This is a genomic window from Corallococcus sp. AB011P (assembly GCF_003611605.1).
GTDB lineage: Bacteria > Myxococcota > Myxococcia > Myxococcales > Myxococcaceae > Corallococcus > Corallococcus coralloides.
In genome coordinates, this window is sequence record NZ_RAVX01000003.1 from 93,393 (window position 1) to 113,679 (window position 20,287).

Annotated in this window: 24 protein-coding genes and 1 tRNA gene; 11 read left to right on the top strand and 14 right to left on the bottom strand. The window is 67.0% G+C overall.

The genetic code is table 11. The features are described 5' to 3' along the window. Positions 1-53: 53 nt before the first annotated feature. Complete coding sequence (locus tag D7X30_RS10275) at positions 54-1,604, bottom strand: Glu/Leu/Phe/Val dehydrogenase (protein ID WP_120562716.1); 1,551 nt, start codon at positions 1,602-1,604, stop codon at positions 54-56. Between the two features lie 297 nt (positions 1,605-1,901). On the opposite strand from D7X30_RS10275, the gene D7X30_RS10280 reads away from it, so the two are divergent. Next, a tRNA-Thr gene (locus D7X30_RS10280) sits at positions 1,902-1,977 on the top strand. A 153-nt stretch (positions 1,978-2,130) separates the two neighbouring features. Here the strand turns inward: D7X30_RS10280 and D7X30_RS10285 are convergent. The 3 genes from D7X30_RS10285 to D7X30_RS10295 are packed head-to-tail and all read right to left on the bottom strand — an operon-like array spanning position 2,131 to position 4,030. Continuing rightward, on the bottom strand, positions 2,131-2,958 hold the full coding sequence (locus D7X30_RS10285) for a sulfite exporter TauE/SafE family protein (protein ID WP_120562717.1): 828 nt from the start codon (positions 2,956-2,958) through the stop codon (positions 2,131-2,133). A gap of 29 nt (positions 2,959-2,987) precedes the next feature. Continuing rightward, positions 2,988-3,299: a rhodanese-like domain-containing protein gene (locus D7X30_RS10290; protein WP_120562718.1), complete on the bottom strand. Its 312-nt coding sequence runs from the start codon at positions 3,297-3,299 to the stop codon at positions 2,988-2,990. 29 nt (positions 3,300-3,328) lie between these two features. Continuing rightward, entirely contained in the window at positions 3,329-4,030 is a 702-nt protein-coding gene (locus D7X30_RS10295; protein WP_120562719.1) for an MBL fold metallo-hydrolase, read from the bottom strand. Between the two features lie 191 nt (positions 4,031-4,221). Here D7X30_RS10295 and D7X30_RS10300 point away from each other — a divergent pair, with 191 nt between their 5' ends. From D7X30_RS10300 to D7X30_RS10330, 7 genes are all read left to right on the top strand, one after another. Continuing rightward, on the top strand, positions 4,222-4,647 hold the full coding sequence (locus D7X30_RS10300) for a YeeE/YedE family protein (protein ID WP_120562720.1): 426 nt from the start codon (positions 4,222-4,224) through the stop codon (positions 4,645-4,647). A gap of 13 nt (positions 4,648-4,660) precedes the next feature. Further along, positions 4,661-5,122: a DUF6691 family protein gene (locus tag D7X30_RS10305; protein ID WP_120562721.1), complete on the top strand. Its 462-nt coding sequence runs from the start codon at positions 4,661-4,663 to the stop codon at positions 5,120-5,122. A 100-nt stretch (positions 5,123-5,222) separates the two neighbouring features. Further along, a complete protein-coding gene (locus D7X30_RS10310; RefSeq protein WP_120562722.1) occupies positions 5,223-6,485 on the top strand; it encodes an FAD/NAD(P)-binding oxidoreductase in 1,263 nt (420 codons plus the stop codon). A gap of 154 nt (positions 6,486-6,639) precedes the next feature. Beyond that, positions 6,640-7,449: a sigma-70 family RNA polymerase sigma factor gene (locus D7X30_RS10315; protein ID WP_120562723.1), complete on the top strand. Its 810-nt coding sequence runs from the start codon at positions 6,640-6,642 to the stop codon at positions 7,447-7,449. 91 nt (positions 7,450-7,540) lie between these two features. Next, positions 7,541-7,999, top strand: a complete 459-nt coding sequence (locus tag D7X30_RS10320) for an AHH domain-containing protein (RefSeq protein WP_233591500.1) — start codon at positions 7,541-7,543, stop codon at positions 7,997-7,999. Between the two features lie 9 nt (positions 8,000-8,008). Beyond that, on the top strand, positions 8,009-8,602 hold the full coding sequence (locus tag D7X30_RS10325) for an imm11 family protein (RefSeq protein WP_199724237.1): 594 nt from the start codon (positions 8,009-8,011) through the stop codon (positions 8,600-8,602). A 248-nt stretch (positions 8,603-8,850) separates the two neighbouring features. Beyond that, positions 8,851-9,624 carry a ferredoxin--NADP reductase gene (locus D7X30_RS10330; RefSeq protein ID WP_199724238.1) on the top strand — a complete coding sequence of 258 codons (774 nt, stop codon included), beginning with the start codon at positions 8,851-8,853 and terminating at the stop codon, positions 9,622-9,624. Positions 9,625-9,642: 18 nt separating this feature from the next. On the opposite strand, the gene D7X30_RS10335 is transcribed toward D7X30_RS10330, so the two are convergent. Both D7X30_RS10335 and D7X30_RS10340 read right to left on the bottom strand, forming a co-directional pair. Beyond that, the gene (locus tag D7X30_RS10335; protein WP_120562726.1) at positions 9,643-9,876 is read right to left on the bottom strand and encodes a tautomerase family protein; all 234 of its coding nucleotides are present in this window, start codon (positions 9,874-9,876) and stop codon (positions 9,643-9,645) included. 11 nt (positions 9,877-9,887) lie between these two features. Next, entirely contained in the window at positions 9,888-10,715 is an 828-nt protein-coding gene (locus D7X30_RS10340; RefSeq protein ID WP_233591501.1) for a carboxymuconolactone decarboxylase family protein, read from the bottom strand. 268 nt (positions 10,716-10,983) lie between these two features. On the opposite strand from D7X30_RS10340, the gene D7X30_RS10345 reads away from it, so the two are divergent. The 3 genes from D7X30_RS10345 to D7X30_RS10350 all read left to right on the top strand — a co-directional run bounded on the left by D7X30_RS10345 (position 10,984) and on the right by D7X30_RS10350 (position 12,261). Then, the gene (locus tag D7X30_RS10345; RefSeq protein ID WP_120562727.1) at positions 10,984-11,247 is read left to right on the top strand and encodes a hypothetical protein; all 264 of its coding nucleotides are present in this window, start codon (positions 10,984-10,986) and stop codon (positions 11,245-11,247) included. Positions 11,248-11,700: 453 nt separating this feature from the next. Further along, complete coding sequence (locus D7X30_RS42750) at positions 11,701-11,865, top strand: hypothetical protein (RefSeq protein WP_233591502.1); 165 nt, start codon at positions 11,701-11,703, stop codon at positions 11,863-11,865. 78 nt (positions 11,866-11,943) lie between these two features. Further along, positions 11,944-12,261: a hypothetical protein gene (locus tag D7X30_RS10350; RefSeq protein ID WP_147443152.1), complete on the top strand. Its 318-nt coding sequence runs from the start codon at positions 11,944-11,946 to the stop codon at positions 12,259-12,261. Positions 12,262-12,313: 52 nt separating this feature from the next. Here D7X30_RS10350 and D7X30_RS41615 read toward each other — a convergent pair whose 3' ends face one another. The 8 genes from D7X30_RS41615 to tssE all read right to left on the bottom strand — a co-directional run bounded on the left by D7X30_RS41615 (position 12,314) and on the right by tssE (position 20,282). Continuing rightward, entirely contained in the window at positions 12,314-12,931 is a 618-nt protein-coding gene (locus D7X30_RS41615) for a hypothetical protein (RefSeq protein WP_147443153.1), read from the bottom strand. A gap of 313 nt (positions 12,932-13,244) precedes the next feature. Next, on the bottom strand, positions 13,245-13,976 hold the full coding sequence (locus tag D7X30_RS10355; RefSeq protein WP_120562729.1) for a hypothetical protein: 732 nt from the start codon (positions 13,974-13,976) through the stop codon (positions 13,245-13,247). 42 nt (positions 13,977-14,018) lie between these two features. Then, entirely contained in the window at positions 14,019-14,408 is a 390-nt protein-coding gene (locus D7X30_RS10360; protein WP_120562730.1) for a DUF4280 domain-containing protein, read from the bottom strand. After that, positions 14,405-14,995, bottom strand: a complete 591-nt coding sequence (locus tag D7X30_RS10365) for a toxin-antitoxin system YwqK family antitoxin (protein ID WP_158619227.1) — start codon at positions 14,993-14,995, stop codon at positions 14,405-14,407. Before D7X30_RS10365 ends, D7X30_RS10360 begins: the two co-directional genes overlap by 4 nt. 26 nt (positions 14,996-15,021) lie before the next feature. After that, entirely contained in the window at positions 15,022-17,016 is a 1,995-nt protein-coding gene (locus D7X30_RS10370; protein WP_120562732.1) for a type VI secretion system Vgr family protein, read from the bottom strand. A 7-nt stretch (positions 17,017-17,023) separates the two neighbouring features. Further along, complete coding sequence (gene tssG, locus D7X30_RS10375; RefSeq protein ID WP_158619228.1) at positions 17,024-17,974, bottom strand: type VI secretion system baseplate subunit TssG; 951 nt, start codon at positions 17,972-17,974, stop codon at positions 17,024-17,026. Beyond that, positions 17,971-19,809 (bottom strand): type VI secretion system baseplate subunit TssF, encoded by a 1,839-nt coding sequence (gene tssF, locus D7X30_RS10380; protein ID WP_158619229.1) that lies wholly within the window; start codon positions 19,807-19,809, stop codon positions 17,971-17,973. Before tssF ends, tssG begins: the two co-directional genes overlap by 4 nt. After that, on the bottom strand, positions 19,806-20,282 hold the full coding sequence (gene tssE / locus D7X30_RS10385) for a type VI secretion system baseplate subunit TssE (RefSeq protein WP_120562735.1): 477 nt from the start codon (positions 20,280-20,282) through the stop codon (positions 19,806-19,808). The genes tssF and tssE overlap by 4 nt, the downstream gene beginning before the upstream one ends. Positions 20,283-20,287 lie beyond the last annotated feature (5 nt).

A 20,287-nucleotide genomic window follows, 5' to 3' on the forward strand; every position in this document is an offset into this window, starting at 1 on the left:
AGCGGGAAGACACCGTGCCCCGGGGGGCGACGCAGGAGACGGCTTGGGGCCGGTTACTGCGAGAAGCCCTCGAGGAGGTAGTGGGCCTCGATGCGCTTGAGCGCGAGGATCATCGCGGCGCAGCGGCTGTCCACCGCCTTCCCGATGCAGTACGGGCGGCTGTCGTGCATCTCCGTCTTGCGCGGCTGGTTGCGCGAGATGTCCCGGATGATGCGGTAGTTGCGCTTCATGGCGCGCTCGAGGCGCTGATCGACTTCCGCCTCGCTCCAGCGCTCCATGCGCTTGTTCTGGATCCACTCGTAGTAGGACACCGTCACGCCGCCGGCGTTGGCGATGATGTCCGGGATGAGCTCGATGCCGCGCTTCTGCAGGACGCGGTCGGCCTCCGGGGTGGTGGGGCCGTTGGCGCCTTCCGCGATGAGCTTCACCTTGAGGCGCTCCGCGACGTCCGCGGTGATTTCACCACCCAGGGCGGCGGGGACGAGGATGTCCGCCTGCACGTCCCAGAGGTCCTTCTTCTCGATGCGCTGGGCGCCGGGGAAGCCCACGACGGAGCGCTTGAGGTTCTTGGGGTCCGCCACGTAGGCGGCCAGCGCGTTCACGTCGATGCCGTCGCCGTTGAAGATGGAGCCGTCGGCGTCGTTCACCGCGAGCAGGCGCGCGCCCATGTTCCCCAGGATGATGGCGGCGTGGCTGCCCACGTTGCCGAAGCCCTGGATGACGAAGGTCTTGCCCTTCACGCTCTCGCCGCGGTCGGCGTAGTAGTCCTCGATGCAGAACGCGACGCCCTGGCCGGTGGCCTTGCCGCGGCCTTCGGAACCGCCGATGCGCACGTCCTTGCCGGTGACGATGCCGCGCAGGTTGTGGCGCTCGCGCTCACCGTCGGAGAACTGGCGGTAGAGGAGCGCCATGATCTCCGGGTTGGTGCCCACGTCCGGCGCCGGGATGTCGATGTTCGGCCCGATGAGGCTCTTGAGCCGGTACATGAAGCGCAGGGTGATGGCCTCGATCTCCTCGCGGCCGTACTCGCGCGGATCCAGCTGGATGCCGCCCTTGCCGCCGCCGAACGGAACCTCCGCGATGGCGGTCTTCCAGGTCATCTCCGCGGCGAGCGCCTTGAAGAGATCCAGGGACACCTCGCGGTGGTAGCGCAGGCCGCCCTTGTAGGGGCCACGGGCCTGGTTGTGCTGGACGCGGTAGGCCTTGAAGCGCTGCGACTCACCGGGGACCAGCTGGTACACCAGCCCGTCCGGCAGCCGCAGGTGGCCGTGGCGGATGGCCACGTCGGAGCCCAGCAGGGCGCGGCCGTTCAGGATGAGGTTGCCGTTGGCCAGGCGCTCCAGGCCTTCGGGGTTGCGCACCTGGGTGACGGACAGGTCGGCGAAGGACTTCGCCGCCTCGGCGGACAGCGGCACGAGCCGGTCCTTGAGCTTCGCGGTGACGTAGAAGATGTGCTCGTAGTCGGGCTCTTCGAGCTCCAGACGCACCCGCTTGTCCAGGCCGATGAGATCCGCCGCGTAATTGAAGATCTCCATCGCCTCCGTGTAGATGGTGCGCTTGGGCGTAGGGGCCGGGGCGCGCATGAAAGTCTCTTCGCTGGCCATGATGGAACGTGCTCCTTGAGGGCCCACCCGGATGGGGGCCACTGGGGAAAGCGGCGCCCTTATGAGCACAGCCGCCACGGGGATTCAACCAGTCTGGCGGTAGGCCATTTCTCCAAATTATGGAGAAAAGTCGCGGGCTTAGCCGACGCGGTGTGTCACCCCACCGGATGCACCGTGTCATCAATGTCAGGGCTTCTGGGGGATGGGAGCGGGCGGGCGTGCGGGGCCTTGAGAATCCCCGGAGAAACTCCTTGCCGGGTCCGGATGCGGATGGTACTTAGGCGCCGCTTTCGGTGCGCCGACATAGCTCAGTTGGTAGAGCAACTGATTCGTAATCAGTAGGTCTCCGGTTCAAATCCGGATGTCGGCTCCAAGAAGAGAAAGGCCGGTTGCCCCTGTGGCAGCCGGCCTTTTTCGTTTTCGCGCTCCAGGGCTTCGGTTGTCGCCGCGAGCCCGGGACGCGGCACGGCGGGTGTCGCTGGCCGATGAGTTGTCTCCGCGAGCGCCACCCGCCGGCCGGAGCCGCTCAGCGTGCGTGCGGTGCGACCGGGGCCGCGTGCGCTCCGCCCGGTGACGTCAGTGCTTCCCGGTTCTTGAAGAAGATGAAGACACCCATCACGACGAGGAAGACGGAGAAGGCCCGCTTGAGCGCCGCCTGCGAGACGTAGTGGGACGCCCAGGTGCCCAGGAGGATTCCGGCCACGGCGATGGCCGTGAAGATGCCCAGATAGAGCCAGGGCACCTCGACGTGGCCCAGGTAGCCGGCGAAACCCACGAAGGAGTTGAGGGCGATGACGAGCAGGCTCGTGCCCACCGCCTGCTTCATCGGGAGGCCCACCAGGAGCACCAGCGCCGGGACGATGAGGAATCCGCCGCCCACCCCGACGAGCCCCGTGAGCCCACCCACGCCGAGGGCGGCCAGGGCCATGACGGGGAAGGATGCCTTGCGGGGCTCGGGCACGGGCGCGGACTCCTTTCGCGCGGCGAGCGCGGCCTCCTTGCGGCCGTTGCGGAACATGAAGAAGGCGGCCACGAGCATCACCGTGGCGAAGAGCAGCAGCTGCAAGGCGCCCGAGACGAAGACGGACAGACGCGCCCCCGCGTAGGTGCCCACCATGGCCACCGCCCCGAAGACGAGGGCCGCCCGGAGCTGCACGTTGCCCTTGCGCCAGTGGCCTGCCGCGCCGAAGAGGCTGGTGACGCCCACCACGGCCAGCCCCATGGCGATGGACTCCTTGGCCCCGAAGCCCAGGACGTACACGAGGATGGGCACGGTGATGATGGAGCCGCCGCCGCCGAGCAGGCCGAGCGACAGGCCAATCAGTGCCGCGAGGGAGAAGCCGAGGATGGGCATGGGGTCCGTTTCCGGCGCGGTGCGCGCTTTCAGCCCTGGGGCTCGCGTACGGCGAGCATCCCGCCCGCCAGGTTGTAGAGGTGTTGGAAGCCGCCGCGGGCGAGCGCCTGCGCCGCCTTCGCGGAGCGGCCGCCCGAGCGGCAGATGAGCAGCAGCGGTTGTTCCCGCGGCCACGACGCGGCCGCCGCCTCCAGCGTGCCCAGCGGGACGAGCTCCGCGCCGGGAAGGTGGCCCAGGGGCCCGGTGAACTCATCCGATTCGCGCACGTCGATGCGCCGCACCTCGGGGCCGAGCGTGTCGAGCTGCGAGGGCGTGAGGTCCTGATAGGGGTGGGGTGTCATGGCTTGCTCCTATTGAAAGGGCAGGGGACTCAGGCCCCCTGCGGTGATGGCGCCGTGTGCCCACAGGCGCGGTTGGCTGGGACGGCCAGGTCGATCTTCCCGGGCCGGGGCAGGTGGAGGTTCTCCATGATGGCCATGAACTCCTCCCGGCTCTTGCCCGCGACGCGCGGGTTGTGCCGCTGCTCCTCGCCGATGCTCGTCACCGTGTGGCCGTGGTAGTCGTGCGCGGGGTAGACGAGCGTTTCATCCGGCAGTCGGAAGAGGACGCGGGTGAGGCTGTCGTAGAGCTGGCTCGCGTTCCCGTTCTGGAAGTCGGTGCGGCCGTTGCCTCGCACGAGCAGCGCGTCCCCGGTGAAGACGCGGTCGCCCAGCAGGTAGCTGACGCTGTCGTCCGTGTGGCCCGGCGTGGCGAGCACCTGGAAGACGAGCTGGCCGACGCGCACTTCGTCCCCGTGGCGCACCTGGACGTTGGCGCAGGCGGCTCCTCCCACGCCCCCCACCACCGTGGCCCGCGTACGCTCGCGCAGCACGCCGGACGCGGTGACGTGGTCCGCGTGCACGTGGGTATCGAAGACGTGGGTGAGGGTGAGGCCCAGCTCGCCCACCAGCCGCAGGTCCCGGTCGACCTGCTCGAGCACCGGGTCGATGAGGACGGCCTGCCGCGTCGCTTCGTCACCGAGGAGATAGGTGTACGTCGAGGACTCTGGGTCAAAAAGCTGGCGGAAAATCATGTCGTTGCCTCCTGTCCATGAGAGCCGGGGGACGGGAAAAAGGATTCAGGCCTTCCCCGTTCAGGATGCGGCGTGCGGAGGCTGAGCGTGGCGGCCGGGCGCGCGGGGGCGTGCCCCATCGCCTTGAACGGACCTCCCGCGGCAGGACCCCGGGCTGAATCCTCTTCCCCGGACCCTGGCTCTCACGGGACATGACTTCCTCCATCCTCCTTCCCCTCCTGGGTGGGGCGCTCATCGGGCTGAGCGCCTCCCTCCTTCTCCTGGCCAACGGCCGGGTGGCCGGCATCAGCGGCGTGGTGGGCTCGCTGCTGGCCCCCGTGCGCGGCGACATCGCCTGGCGCGTGCTCTTCCTCGCCGGCCTGCTCACCGGGGGCCTGCTGCTGGCGTGGCTGCGCCCTGGCTCCTTCCCGGCCCCCACGTCCTTGAGCGCGGGCGGCGCCTCGCTGCTGGTGGTGGCCGGACTGCTGGTGGGGTTCGGCTCGCGGCTGGGCAACGGCTGCACCAGCGGGCACGGCGTCTGCGGCATCAGCCGGGGCTCGGCCCGCTCCATCGCGGCCACGCTCACCTTCATGGCCACCGGCGTCCTCACCGTCTTCCTGGTCCGCCATGTCCTCTAGAGAAAGCGCTCCCATGCGTCCCAACCTCAGTGCATTCCTCAGCGGCCTCCTCTTCGCCCTCGGCCTGGGCCTCGGCGGGATGACGGACCCGGCCAACGTCCTCGGCTTCCTCGACATCGCGGGCGACTGGGACTTCCGGCTCGCGTTCGTGATGGGCGGCGCCGTCGCCGTGCACGCGGCGCTGCGGCCCCTCATCCACCAGCGCGAGCGGCCCCTGTTCGCCGCGAAGTTCCCCACCTTCTCCGTCAGCAGGCTGGACCGGAAGCTGCTCGTGGGCTCGGCCCTCTTTGGGGTGGGCTGGGGGCTGGGCGGCTACTGCCCCGGTCCGGCGCTCACCTCGCTGGCCAGCGGCGCTTCGGGGGTGCTCGTCTTCGTGCCCGCCATGTTCGCCGGCATGTACCTGGCCCAGGTGCTGCAAACGCGGCGCGGTGCGAGCGCGGGGACGCCACGCCTGGGCGCGACGCCCGCTCCGTAGCCCCGGGCTTCACGGCCCGCCGGACAATCGGGCCCCGGGGGTGAATCCTATTCGTCCTGCCCTGGCTCATACCTGCAGACCCATCGCATGGAGATAGAGCGTGTCCAATCCCCAGGAGCAGCCCCATGGCCATCCGCCCTCCCTCACGCCGGCTCCCGCGTCCGAGCGGCACCGGGTGCTCATCATCGGCGGAGGCACGGCGGGGCTCACCGTCGCCGCACGGCTGAAGCGCAAGGGCGTGCACGGCGTTGCGCTCATCGAGCCCTCGGCCCACCACTACTACCAGCCGCTGTGGACGCTCGTGGGAGGAGGCGCCGCGGACATCGCGAGCACCGTGCGGCCTGAAGCCGACTACATCCCGAAGGGGACGCAGTGGATCCAGGACCGGGCGGAGGAGGTGGATCCGGTGCGGCAGGAGGTGCGCACGCGGGGTGGGCGGTGTCTGTCCTATGACTTCCTGGTGGTCGCCCCGGGAATCCAGTTGGACTGGGACAAGGTGCAGGGCCTGCGCGAGGCGCTGGAGACGCCGTGGGTGTCCAGCAACTACGACTTCCGGCTGGCGCCGAAGACGTGGGAGATGGTGCGGGCGTTCCAGGGTGGCACGGCGCTGTTCACGCACCCGGCCACGCCGGTGAAGTGCGCGGGGGCGCCGCAGAAGATCATGTACCTGGTGGCGGACCACCTGCGCCGCAGCGGGCTCGCGGGAAAGTCGCGCGTCGTCTTCGGCTCGGCCGGCAAGGCCATCTTCGGGGTGAAGCCGTTCGCGGACGTGCTCGAGGGCGTGGTGAAGCGCTACGGCATCGAGACGCACTTCGGCCACGACCTGGTCGAGGTGCGCCCCGGCCCGCGGGAGGCGGTCTTCGCGGTGAAGCGGGAGGGGCGGGAGGAGCGGGTGACGCTGGGCTACGACATGCTGCACGTCACGCCGCCGCAGAGCGCGCCCGACTTCATCAAGGCGAGCCCGCTCGCCCACAAGGAGGGCCCGAACGCGGGCTGGATCAAGGCCGACAAGCACACCCTCCAACACCCTGACTACCCGAACGTCTTCGCGCTCGGGGACGCGAGCGACCTGCCCACGTCCCGCACCGGCGCGGCCATCCGGGCCGAGGCCCCGGTGCTCGTGGAGAACCTGCTCGCGGTGATGGAGGGGAAGCCCCTCACCGCCCGGTACAACGGCTATGCCTCCTGCCCCCTGGTGACCGGCTACGGGAAGATGCTGCTCGCCGAGTTCGACTACGACGGCAAGCCCGCGCCGAGCATCCCGCTCATCGACACGTTCGTGGAGCGCCGCGACATGTGGCTGCTCAAGAAGTATGGGTTGCCGCGCCTGTACTGGGATTTCATGCTCCGCGGGCGCGCGTAGCGGCCGGGCACCGGGGGCAGGGAGGCCCGTCTCTCCGGCACTGACGCCGGGCTCCTGCTATGTCTTCCCTGGAAGACGTCTGGGAATGCATCCTGGCGACCGGGCGCACTTCCGGCACGGAGGCGGCGCCAGGCCAGGTGGAGGTGACGAACGGATGTCGACGCGAACCGATGCGCAGTTGCTGGAGGCCGCGCGCGCTGGCGACGACAAGGCCCTGGATGAAGTCCTCGCCCGCCACGAGAAGCAGGTGTACCGCTTCGGCCTGCGCATGTGCGGCTCGGAGGAGGACGCCAAGGAGGTGCTTCAGGAGACGCTGTTCGCGGCCTTCCGGGGCATGCACGCGTTCCGGGGTGACGCGGAGCTCTCCACCTGGTTGTACCAGGTGGCTCGCACGCACTGCCTCCGCCTGCGCCGCCGGCGCGTCGGAGTGCCCGAGGACTTCCAGCCGCTCGATTCACCCGCGGCGGCCCACGTCGCCGCGGAGGAGGCGACGCCGGACATGGCCTCCCACGCGCGGCAGATGGGGGAGGTGCTGCAGGCGGCCATCCTCGCGCTGCCGGAGGCGTACCGGGAGGCGCTCATCCTCCGGGACGTGGAGGGGCTCTCGGCCGAGGAGGCCTCACAGGTGGTGGGCATCGAGGTGCGGGCGCTCAAGAGCCGGCTGCACCGCGCGCGACTCCAGCTGCGCGAGCACCTCTCCACGCTTATGGGGGAGGGCGCCCAGGGGCAGGCGCAGGGGTGCCCGGAGCTGGCGCAGGAGTTGTTGGAGTTCGCCGCGCAGGAAGTGGATCAGGCCACCTGCGTGCGCCTGGAGGACCACCTGTCGCGCTGCCCGCGCTGTACCGGGGCGTGCGACTCGCTCAAGCGCACGGTGTCCCTGTGCCGCCGCATTCCCGGTGATGCGGTGCCCGCGCCCGTGCGCGCGGCGGTGCGCCAGGCGCTGTCTCGCGCGGTGCCCGCCTGAGCCGGAGCGGCTCCCATTGAAGGGGTCAGGATGCCGCGCCGCCGGGGTTCCGGGGGAACCGCCAGGGGATTCCATGAGATGGGTTCCAGTGGTGTCACTGCTGCTTTTGACGGCAGGGTGCGCGACCACCCGTGTTGTCCATGTCGATACCGGGAACGGGCAGCGGGTTGTCCACGAGTCGGTGGACGTCGAGCCGGTCCAGGTGAGCGAGGACGCGTTCAAGTCCGCCCTCACGCAGCTCATCCTGGACATGCGGATGGAGGTCGCGTTCCGCGAAGCCGAAGCGGCGGACGAACGAGGATGGGTGCGCTCCAGGGCCCTGCTCGCATCCATGACACTTGAGGACGTGGCAAACAAGGTGCGGCTCAAGGGGCACGAAGGCCCTCATCCCGAGCGATACCACGCAGAGGTCGTGAGACGGCTGGAGACGGCCGTCAAGCTGTGCAGGACCCCGGAGACCTGTCGGGCCAAGTTGATGAATGAGCTTGCGAAGATTGCAGATGAATTGCTTACGCGGGGTTCGGATTTGCGTAGCTATCTTGTGAAATAGGAGGGCAGGGTGGAACGGGACTTCTATTGGATTGACAGGGCTGACGTGCCTCAGTGGCTCGTCGCGACACCGGTGCCTGCGTCCGGCGGGGAGTTTGATGAGCCTTGGATGTTTGGAGAGGGCCGCCTCCTTCCGGACCCCGGGCCCATCAAGTCACTGATTGAGCATCAAGGTGCGAAGCGCACGTTCGTGTTCAGTCCGATTGAGCAGGTGCCTATTGTCAGTGAGGCCGTTGCAAACGTCTTCAGGGCACTTGCTCCGGATGACGTGCAGATATTCCCGGTGGTGGTGGGCGAGGAGTCAATGAGCTACTTCGTTGTCAATGCAGTCAAGGTTGTTGATTGCATTGATGAGGCGAAGTGCCGGGAAGTTCAGCATTACTCCGAGGAGGATCCGTTTCCTGAGTACGCAGGCGAGTACCGCTGGATCCATGGCCTGCGCATCGACCCCTCCAAGGCCGAGGGCGCGCGTGTCTTCAGGCCGAAGAGATTCAAGACCGCACTCATCGTTTCGGAGGAGGTCAAGGAGGGACTCGAGCGGGTCGGGAACCTGGGCGTGTCGTTCGAGCGCGTGACGGCGCCGGACCGCGCGCTGCCCGCGTGAAGGCGGCGTCTCGAGGCGCGGCTGCTCGGGGGGGGGCCCACCCCGGCAGGAAGCGCCCGAGCGGGCGGAGGAGGGCGGCCCTGGCCGGCGGACCCCCCCTGGCGACCTGAACCCGCCGATAAGCGCAAGGCTGCCCGCCGGGCTTCTTCCTCTGGTACGGAGGGGGGAATCTGTCGCACAACGTCGCCCGTTAACTGGCGCGTTCGGGTGGTCTAGAACGCCGCCGGCCCTCTTCTGGAGCAACAACCGTGAGCAGTCTCATGAAGGAGTCCGTGCTGCGCGTGCACCACTGGACTGACACCCTCTTCAGCTTCGTCACCACGCGGGATCCGGGTTTCCGCTTCGCCAGCGGCCAGTTCACGATGATCGGCCTGGAGGTCGAGGCCCGCCCGCTGCTGCGCGCCTACAGCATGGTGAGCGCGCACTATGACGACCACCTCGAGTTCCTGAGCATCAAGGTGCCCGGCGGACCCCTGACCTCCCGGCTGCAGCACCTGAAGGAGGGCGACAACATACTGGTCAGCAAGAAGGCGACCGGCACGCTCGTCCTCAAGCACCTGCTGCCCGGCCGGAACCTCTACATGCTGAGCACCGGCACGGGCCTGGCGCCCTTCCTCAGCCTGGTGAAGGACCCGGAGATGTACGAGCAGTTCGACCGCGTCATCCTCACGCACACCTGCCGCCGGGCAGAGGAACTGGCCTACCACGACCTCTTCCTCCACGAGCTGCCCCACAACGAGTTCTTCGGGGAGCTGGTGAAGCAGAAGCTCACGTACTACCCGAGCGTCACGCGCGAGGACTTCCGCAACACGGGCCGCATCACGGACCTCATCCAGAGCGAGAAGCTGTTCAAGGACGTGGGCCTGCCGCCGCTCAACCCGGAGACCGACCGGGTGATGCTCTGTGGCAGCCCCGGCATGCTCTCGGACCTGACGACCATGCTGGAGGAGCGCGGCTTCCGGGAAGGCACCCCCGGAGAGGCCGGCCACTACGTCACGGAGAAGGCCTTCGCGGAGCGCTGAACGGCCACGACCCGCAGACTACTTGAGCGGGTTGTAGCCGGGCTTCTTGTAGAGGCGGTCCCACTGGCCGGCGATCTCCGGCCGGTAGACCGCCTCCGCCCAGTCCGTCGGGGAGACCTCCTCGATGGCGACGGAGATGGAGCCTTCGGCGCTGCCGAGGGCCTCCATGACGTCCTTCACGATCCGCTCGGCGAGCTGGGTCTTCTGCTGCTCGGACTTGCCGGGGTAGAGCTTCACGGTGACGTGGGGCATGCGCCGATCCTCTACTTCTGGGACGGGTCCTTCGCGGGGGCGGGCGTCTTGAACGTCTCCTTGGCGACGTTCATCGCGGACAGGGTCTTGGGCCAGCCGCAGTAGAAGGCCAGGTGCGTGAGCGCCTCGACGAGCTCCGGCTCCGAGACGCCGTTCTCCCGGGCCTTCTTCAGGTGGAAGGGCAGCTGTTCGGTGTTGCCGCCCATGGTGAGCGCGGCGACGGTGACGAGGCTGCGGTCGCGGGGCGCGAGCTCCGTGCGCTCCCAGACGTCGCCAAACAGCACGTCATCCGTGAGCTGCACCATCTTGGGCGCGAAGTCGCCCATCTGCTTCTTCAGCGCGGAAGGTTCCTTCTTCATGTTCATGGCTCCCTGGGACGCAGGCGGTCCCTTGGCGTATTGCTCGTCGCTGACCTTCTCCAGCCAGGTGACGGCCTTGCCGTCGCTCTCCTCCTGGATGGCGATGTGGTTCATCCGGGTGGCCGGCGTGGCGCCGTGCCAGTGCTTGACGCCCGCGGGGATGCGCACGACGTCGCCCTCCCGGAACTCTTGAACGGGACCGTCCCAGCGCTGGATCCACCCGGTGCCACCCGTGACGACGAGGGTCTGTCCCAGAGGATGGACATGCCACGCGGTGCGGGCGCCGGGCTCGAAGGTGACGGAGCCACCGGTCGTCCGCCCGGGCGGTTTCGCTCCGAAGAGGGCTTGCCGGTGCACGGTGCCGGTGAAGTGCTCGGCCTCCGCCAGCCCCACGGGCCGTGAACCTCCGTGCGAGATGGCGATCTCCTGGCCTCCCTGGGCCGGCGTCGCCGCCACGGGGGCCCCGATGGCAAGGGTCACGGCAACGAGGACGCATGACAGACGCAGCGGGTTGCACGGTTTCATGCCGGGATGGGTACGCCCATCTTCCGCCGGTCGCCAGGAGGCAGGCGTGAACGGGCTTTGAACCCAGGTTTGACAATGAGGGCGCCGTGAAGCTCTACACCCGGGCTTCAATCCCATTGCGACGTGATGTTTCGTGCGACTGGTTTTTTGCCTTGCTGAATTGCAAGGAGTTGCCGGTTTCCGATATTCAGACAGGCGCGGTACTCACCGAGAGGAGCTCCCGATGCTGACGCGTGTCGTGAAGAGTGCTTTCGTTGTGATGGGGCTGTCCCTTGCGCTGGCCTGTGGTGGAACGGAGACGGCGGACGTCGACCCGGCGGAAGGCGTTTCGGCGGAGGTCCAGGCGCCCACGGCGGATGCGGTCTCGGATGACGTCTCCGCCCAGAACAAGCCGGGCTGTGGCGCCTGGAAGCAGCCATGTTGCGAGTTGAAGTACTGCAACCAGGGTTACGAGTGCGATCCCTCGACGCTGAAGTGCCTGCTCTGAGACCCGTCTTCGAGCTGACGTCGAATTCATGAGGAGCAAGGCCGGCGGCTACAGTGCCGTCGGCCTTTTTCGTATTGGTAAAGACCGGTGGTTCGCGAGCTCAATGCACCTTGCAGGTTAGAATGATGGGAAAGTGATCCCCCCCCCATTCGGATGTGTCTGCGTGTGAATCCATTGACATTGCTGCTTGTTACAAAGAAGTCGAGGATGCCGCCGCTGGAGTGAGTTTGCAATGGCTGCGTATGGTGTTTAATTGTTATTGGCCTGTTCTTGGTGCCAATGTTGAACTCGCACCGCTTCATCCTGGATTGAAGTAGTCCGGCAATGATACGCCAATTGTTGAAATTGAAGTCGCCCCCAAGAATAAATGTCCCGGTCGCGGCCAATTTCCTGGCCGCGTGGAATGCATCGCTGGCTCCTCCCTTCCCAGATACCGCATGGAGAGTCGCTACCGTGAGGCGACCAAAGCTCAAGCCGATCGCGGTTCGCCCCGTGTTTGACGGCAAGTGGATTGATGCGATCTTGTCGCCTTTGATGTTTGAGATGATTGCTGGTGAGCAACGGATGTTTAGTGCTCCGGCAGGACAGGTGTGGATGACCTCTTTGATCTTCTTTTGATGTCGCCCTGTTTCCAGTTTGGAAAGATATTTCAGTGCGCCGGATTCTTGAGGCAGAAGGATGTCGCAGTTGTGCCGAATGTCTTTCAAGATTTTGAGTTTGTTGTCGTTGGTTGTTGGGTCGCCCTGGGTGTTTCAGGTGTATATTTTGACTGCCATTTTGATTTTCTTGCTGCGCTGGGCTGTGATGAAGGTGTGTGATACTCAGGCACTTGGATCGGGGCGGTGGCAAAGAGACGTAGACCGCGGAGGAGCGGGGCGCTTCGGATGTTTCGTGCGGGTGTTGGAGGCCTATGCGCTCACCGGTTTCGTCTGCTTCCTCAGTCGGGCTTGGCGCTCCATGCTCTTGCGTCAATTTATTGAAGTTGAAAAGGATTTGACTGGGAGGGAGTATTGAGTCTCGAGTGGGCTCGAATCAACAACGCCAAGTTCGGTCGCTGCCACTGCGGTCATCCCGCTTTCCTGAACAGACTTTTTTGGAGGGAACCCTCATACTCCGTTAGCATTTTGAAGTGCTGGCGGACCCATTGGGCGCAATTGCTGCACGGTGCCTTGAAATCAATCCGCCCATCATTGTTGCCATAGGCTGCGATAGTGAAATCATGCGTCCTCATGCCAAGCTTGTAGATGAATAGAGCGAGGTTTGATTCGGCGCAATTGTGTGTTGTCCATGGCGCCTGCTGGACGATAGCCTTAGAGCCCCGTTTCGCACTTCCGTAGATGTTGAGACTACTGGCCATTGTTATCAGATCGGCCGTGAGCGTGCCCGCCGTGACGCCAGTGAACTCCTGAAGAACGGTGAGATTGTCCATGAGGTGGATGCGCCCCTCCTTCCCGTTGATGGCAGCGAAGGCAAGCCGCGCCCTTCCATCGACGGCGCGACCTTTGGCCTTGCGTCCACCAGTGTGACGGACGCCCACGCAAACACACATGGCGACTGGGTGCACCCTGAATGTTGACTCTGCCAGATCTCTCATTTCTTTCGTGATTTTCTTTCCGGAAATTTCGGTCGCCATGTTCGTGATTATTTTTCCGGCGGGAGTTTTAACTTCGGGCGTCATGTTCATGATTTTTCTCAAGATTTGGGTTTGTGATGTGGCCCTCGCTGGTGGTGGCTAGACTTGAAGTCGGCGCAGAGCCGGTTTCGAAATTGAGCGAGTAGACATCAAGGGCGAGCGTCGAGCCCATGTCGACATGCAGGAGATGGGAATGCTTGGCGCTGACGCGGGACTGACGGGTGAACAGTGAAGGCTACTGCTCTGCTTCTGATCGCGCGAAGTGGGGGTGGGCAGATGGCGACTGCGGTGAGCGCGAGGGACGGAAGGAGCCCTCGCGCTCCTGGGTATGACTCTGGCTTTGTGTCCGTTATGCCTTGCGCTCCTAGCCTCCGGCAGGGACGGCGCCTGGCTTGCTCGAGAGCGCCTTCATGATGGTGAACTGGCGCTTGCGGGCATCGCTGGCGGCCTTCGTGAACTCCGTCTCTGCCTCGAGTTCCTCGGCCTTGGAGCGGGCCTGGGCCTTCTTGAGCTCGGACTCGGCCTCCGCCAACGTGCGCCGCGCCTCCTGGGCCTTGGAGCGCTCGTCTGGGGTGAGCTTGGGCTCATCCTCCTTCGCGGTCTTCAGGTCGCTCTCGGCCTTGTCCAGCGCCTTCTGCGCCTCGGCGGCAGCCTTGTCCGCGGCATCCTTCCGATCCTTCGCCACCTTGGCGGCATCATCCGCTTTCTTCTGCTCGGTGCCAGCCTCGTCCGCCGCTCGCTTCTGCCGGTCGAACTCCTCCTTCTTGCTGTCGCGCTCGGCCTCAAGGCGGGCGATCTTTCCTGGCTCGCCCTTCATTGCCCGGAAGTTCTTCTGTGCATCGTCGCGGGCCTTCTCCGCCACGACGACCGGGGCGCGGGCCTTTTCAATGGCCCGCTCCCTGTCCAACTCGGCGCTCGCGAACTCCCCCTCGATCTGGGCGATCTGCCACTCGGCCTGCGCGGTCTCCAAGGCGAGCTGGTTCTTCTCGAAATCGTTCTGCTGCTTCTTGAAAGTGTCTTCCATGTCCTTGGCCTGCTGGTTCAGGTCCTGGGGAAGCTTGGGAGAAACGACGACATTCGGCTGCGGCGTGGGCATGTACTGCTCCTTCTGGGTGGGTGTTGCGGGAAAGGTGTTGGCTCACGGCACCTGGGTCGTGGCCTGGCCGGGGGAGAGCGTCTGGATCACGCCTCCCCAGGTGCACATCAGCTTCGAGGTGTTGTTCAGCGCGGGCGTGTTCCCGATCAGCACCGTGGGCGCTCCCGTCAGCCAGGGAGCGGGCGTCACCGGCACGCAGGGCATGGGTGTCAGTACGCCCAGGGCGGCGGCCGTCGCGGCGGCCACGGTGGGGTTGCTCACCGAGTTGCACATCCCGAACGGGGGGATGTTCACGAACGGCGCGTGATCCATGATCGTCGCCGCCGGCTGACCTCCGACGAGCACCTTGTTCGTGGGCAACACCGCCAGCGTGCTCGGTGCCACCCCGAAGCTGCACTGCATCGTGGCTCCCACGCAGGTCTGCAAACTCATGCCGGTTTCCCTTTCAGTTGGGGCAGCCCCATTGCGACCTTGATGAGCCACGGGCGGGAATCCGCTGGCGCGAACTCCTCCGGTCCCTCGATGGGCATTCCGTGCTCGAAGACCGTTCGCCTCGCGAGCTTCCCGTCCGGATGGAACTCCAGGGCCTCGCCGTGGGGCTTGCCGCTCACGTAGGGCGTCCGGGTGCGGACCTGGCCGTTGTCATGGAACTCGACGACCTCGTCCGTGAGCTGGCCCTTCGCGTAGCGCGCCTTGCGGAGCAGGGCCCCCCGCGGGCTGAAACTCTCGTGGTCGCCGTCCAGCTTTCCGTCCCGGTAGTGGGCCTTCAGGGCGGGCTGTCTTGTCTCGACGTGGAACGCGGTGAACGGGCCGTGCAACACCCCCCGGGCGAAGGTCTGGTGCAGTCGTGGCTCTTCCTGCTCATAGACATACGCTTCGCCATGCAGTTGCCCATGGCGGAAGGTGAACTGCTGGGCCAGCGTTCCTTCCTCGTACAGCTTCAGCACGCCGTGCGGCTTGCCGTCAGCGTCGAGCGTGTATTGCTTGAGCTTGCGGCCCTGCTCATCGCGTTCGGTCACCGCGGGGTTCTTTTCGTCGGGCGGGCTCAATTGATCTTCACCAGTCCGCCCTTCACGGTGAGCATCGCGCCGCCATCCACGGTCTGGGACATGCTGGCCTTGTTGGTCAGCTCCATGCCGGCGTCGTTGACCAGGTTCGTTCCCGCCTTGTTCGTCAGCGCCGTCCCCGCTGTGTTCGTCAGGCCGGTGCCGGCCTTGTTGGTGAAGTCCGTTCCCGACTCCTGCGTGACGCTCGTGCCCGCGGTGACCGTCAACTCCTGCGCGGCCTTGAGCGTCAGCGACTTGCCGGCCTTGATCGTCACCGCGCCCGTCACGTCGAGCGTCAGGTCCCCCTTCACCGTGAGCACGTAGTCGCCACCCACGTCGTGGGTGAACTTCGCCTTGCTGGTGTGCGTCTCCTCACCGGTGACGGTCAGCGTCCGCTTGCCTTTGACGTCGTGGGTCTCATCCCCGGTCTCCACGGTGATGACGCGGTTGCCCTTCTTCACCGTCAACGTGTCGTCCGCTTCCTCGATGGTCGTGGTGCGGGCGTTCTTGACGGTGACGTTCAGGTCCTTCTGGGCCTGGAGGAAGACCTCCTCCTCGTCCTTCTTGTCCTCGAAGCGCAGCTCGTTGAAACCGTCGCCCTCCTTGGAGGACTGCGTCTTGAGCGTGCTCCGCGTCTGGTTTTCAGGGAGCGCGTAGGGGACGGTCTGCTGGGCGTTGTAGATGCCGCCCGTGACGAGCGGCCGGTCCGGGTCCCCTTCGAGGAAGGTGATCAGCACCTCCTGGCCCACGCGGGGCAGGAACATGCTGCCGAAGGACTTGCCCGCCCAACCCTGCGCCACGCGGATCCAGCACGAGCTGTTCTCGTCGCTCTTGCCCTGCTGATCCCAGTGGAACTGCACCTTCACGCGCCCGTACTTGTCGGTCCAGATCTCCTCGCCGCTCTTGCCCACGACGAGGGCGGTCTGCGCGCCCACCATCACCGGGCGGGGTGTCCGCGGCTCGGGCCGGAAGGGGACGTCCGCCGGGAAGGCCTCGAAGCTGTTGCTGTACGCCTCGTCCGTCGCCGCGTGGACCACCTGGCGCAGCACGTAGTCCCCATTGATGCTGGCCCGGTCGTGCTCCGCGAGCGTGAACCTGCCTCCCGAGATGAAGGCCCGGACCCGTCCCCGGCCGCTCAGGGTCTTCGCCGGCGCCTCGGCGGCTTGCTTGCGCAGCTTCACGCGCGCCTCTCCAGCCGCCTGCTTCAGGAAGCCGCCGGGGTATTCGTAGCGCCGCAGCGAGGGGCTGGCGCCCGCGGGCACCTCCGCGCTCAGGGGCGCGGTGGGGACCTCGAAGTCGAAGTCCCCCATCGCGTGCGCGGTCGGGACGACCTGCTGCTCCAGCGTGCACTCGGTGAGGGTGTCCTCTGGCCGGAGCGTCGTGTCCTGGCCGGCCACTCGCACCTGCTCCAGTCCCGCGCAGGCCGTGTGCGCGGAGGCGTCGTCCGCGAGCACCAGGGTGTGCTTCCCCTGCGCGTGCTCGAAGAAATAGAAGATGCCCTCGTCCTCCAGGAGCCGCGAGACGAAGTCGAAGTCGCTCTCCTGGTACTGCACGCAGTAGTCGCGTGGGGCATACGTGCCCTTCAGGTCCTTGCGGAACTCGCCCAGGTTGTGGCGCTTGAAGGTCGCCTCGACGATCTCCGGCACGCTCAGGTTCTGGTGGATGCGGCTGTCTCGCGTGAGGGTGAGCAGCCACAGCCAGGGCCGCAGCTCCGCGAAGTAGGTGGTGAAGTCCTTGCGCGTGCCGGCCTGGATGAAGCGCGTGACGAGCCCGTGGAAGTACCGCGGCGTGCCGTCCGGCAGCTCCAGCCTCACCGTGGCGCCCTGGCCCACCACCTGGGTGAAGTCCAGGTCGCCGTGGCGCGAGTGCAGCTCCAGGTCGAAGCGGAAGGGCGCGCAGAGCCGCTCCTCGCCATGGAAGGAGCGCGCCAGCAGTACGTCCTTGCCCAGCGGGGTCTCGATGCTCAGGTAGAGGTTGTCCTGGGTGTCGTCCATGGGCGGCTCAGGCGTTGCGGATGTGACGGCTGGAGAGGCGCACCTCGAAGGGCGTGGCCGACAGGGGGATGGGGTGCAGCCAGGAGGTCCGTCCCAGCCTCGGCCCGCGGTTCATCCTCTGGCGGCGACCCAGCCTCAGCGCGGGGACCTCCTTCGCCTCCAGCAGCAGCACGAAGTCGAAGGTCAGGTGGGGCGGCGCCACCAGGCGGGTGTACGTGACGGCCGTTTCGAAGGCGGCGCGGCCGGGGAGGAGCTGGACGAATTCGCGCCATGGCAGCGGGCCGAACCGCAGCGTGAAGCGCGCTTGCGGATCCCACGCGCGGGTGCCGAGCACCGCGCCCCGGCCCAACGCCAGGCCGCCCCTGCCCAGGTGTGTCCGCTGCTCGGGCGCGAGCGGGAGCCATTCCCCCGCGAGCGGCTGGCCCTGCACGCGCGTTCCCAGCCGCTCCGCCAGCAGCTGCTCCAGGGCCGCCATGGAGTCGTGCGCACCCGACGTGAGGACCCGGGTGTGGGGAATCAGTCCCAGCTGGAGCCGCTCCGGCCAGTCCAGCGTGCCCAGGATCGCGCTCAGGTACCGCGCGAAGGGATGGTGCCGGGGATGCGTCACTGCCAGGCCCACGCGCCGCTGGGCGCGCGCCTCGTACATCAGGGACACGAGGCGGTGATTGAAGATGTCCAGGAAGTCCCGCAGTGCGGTGTCTCCGTCGTGGACCCGGTCACGGAGCAGCTCCGTGAACGGAGCGGGGAGGGGGCCGTGCGCTCCGGCCATGCCGAGGAAGTTCACCCACAGCTCTTGCGTCCCGTCGTCGTCCACGCGGAACGAGTCCACGTCCGTGGCGGGGAAGGCCATGGACGTCTTGGAGCGGAAGCGCACCGTCTTTCGCGGGTCCGCCTTCAGCAGGCGCACGGCCTGGTAGAAGTCGAAGCGGTGCGCTTCGTCCCTCAGTTGCTGATTCACAGGACGTGCATCTCGCCGGACATGGGCGGCCATTGCTTCCTCCTCTCGGTCTTGCCGGTGAGCGGGTTGTGCGCGTCGAGGGTCAGCCGGACCAGGGTGTTCACCGGCGCGTTGAGCCCGAAGGAGTGGTTGAGCACCGCGCTCAGCAGCAGCGCACTGCCGCCCACGAACCGCGACTCATCCACGGTGAGCACCAGCTCCAGGCCCCGGCAGAAGCCGCGCCAGCCGTCCGCGGACATCGGGTGCACGAAGTCGCGGCTCTCCAGCTTGAGCAGTCCCCGGAGCTGGTTCTCCAGGGCCTCGTCGCCCTCGTGCCCGTGGCGCCGGATCATCTCCCGCAGCACCTCCACGCCATTGGGGAGCGCGGTGATGGAGTGGTGGCCGAAGGAGGCCTGCGAGACGAACTGCCAGAGGGTCCTCCCTCCCAGCGGTGGATCCCGCTGTGGCGTCGGCGCTTTCAGGAGGCGGACCTCCGGGAGCGGGAGTCCCTCACAGTGCAGCTCCGCACCGGAAGGCAGCTGCGCGGCGAGGTGCCGGTTGGTGCAGAGGATGTGCGCGTAGAGCGTCCGCTCGTCCGGGACCTGGGGGTTGAAGTCCAGGTCCAGGAAGGACAGGTACAGGTCCGTCCCCAGTGCCTGCGCGCCACGTGCGGGTTCGCGGCGCGCGCTCCAGAACGTCCGGGGCTTGCGCCGCCCGACCGCGTGGTTGAAGGCGAACATGGGCGCGACCACACCGGTCGGATCCTTCTCGTTCATGGAGGCGCGGACCTCCTGGATGGAGTGCACCTCCGTGGTGGACTCCCAGTGCGCGTCGGGAACCAGCCGGTACTCGGTGCGCCGGTGGTCCACCCGGATGGGCTCGCTGACCCGGGAGAAGAGGTTGACGACGGGGGTGCAGCCCGTGAGCAGGCTCCGCTCCGAGAAGGCGGGCAGGTCGTCGGGTTTGATGTCCAGCGGGATGGCCAACTCCAGCCGGGTGTCCTTCGCCGCCTGGACGTTCCGCCGGCCGGGCTCGAAGTCGAAGAACAGGAACTTCTCCGGAAAGACGCAGTACTCCTGCAGGAGCCGGTGTCCGGTCCGCCCATGCCGGTGGCCCGGGAGCATCGCTTCGTCCGCCTCGAGCCCCACCGGCCGGATGGGCTGTCCTGGCACCAGCCGCAGCTCCTCGCGCTTCCGCGGGTCGCGCCGCTCGCCGGAGAAGACGGCCAGTCCGAGCGCGTGCCGCGCGAGCAGCTCGTAGAGCCTGGAGGACTCCAGCGGGTCTCCTCCGAGGAACAGCCGGAGCGTGTCCATCTCCAGCTTGGCGAAGGGGAGCTGCCGCGACTCCAACTGGATCGACAGGACCGCCTGGGCGGTGCCCCGCTCCGTCACGAGGGGTTTGAATTCCTGAATGGAGCAGAGCCGGACCTCCTTCACCTCCACGGGCCACAGCGTGGTGGGGTAGCGGGTGCGGAACCGGCAGGTGGCCTTGCGCGGCGTGTCCCTCGTGAACAGCGGGGTGTCCTGGGGGAGCTTCAGCCCGTCCGGAGGAACAGCGCCGGGCACCAGGCGGGCGATGGCCATGGAGGGCATCGGTTCCACCAGGTGGGGTGCGATGAGCCCGAGCAGGGCGGTGCTGATCTCCGGGAGCTGTTGCTGGAAGCCGTGCTGCACCCTCGCGGTGAGGAACGCGAAGGACTCCATCAAGAGCGCGGTGTGCGGATCGTCCCAGGCCTTGTCCACCAGGCCCAGCCGTTGGGAGACCTTGGGGTACTTCGCGGCGAAGCGCTCGGACGACTCGCGCAGTTGATCCAGCTCCTGCTGATACACCCGCAGCAGTGCATCCGTGGGTTTCACGTGGGACCTCCCGCGCGGTTGCGCAGTTCCAGGGCGAAGGTGAGGGGCTCGGCGCGCTGCTCCATCCACAGCAGGCCGGACACGAGCACGCGCAGCGCGTCCTCCCGGGTGGCGTGCGGCTCCACCGCGACCCGCACCTCGCCCAGCCGGGGCTCGAAGGCGGTGATGGTGCGTGAGAGCACCTGGGCCAGCCGGGCCCGGTCCGTGGACGACGCGGAGCGGAGCGTCGCCACGTCAGGCAGGCCGTAGTCGAGGACGGTCCACGCGTCCGGCGCGAGCGTCTCCGCCTGCTGGAGCGAGAGGCGGCTCCGGGTGTTGAGCAGCCGGGTCAGCTCCCGGTGCACCGACTCCCGCAGCTGCTCCTCGCTCAAGGTCTTCGGCAGGGGTGGGCCGTTCCGCCGCCTCGGCTCATCGTCGATGAGCCGGTCGAACAGGGGCATCGGGGCCACGTGATTGTCATTGCGCTGTTTCATCTCGT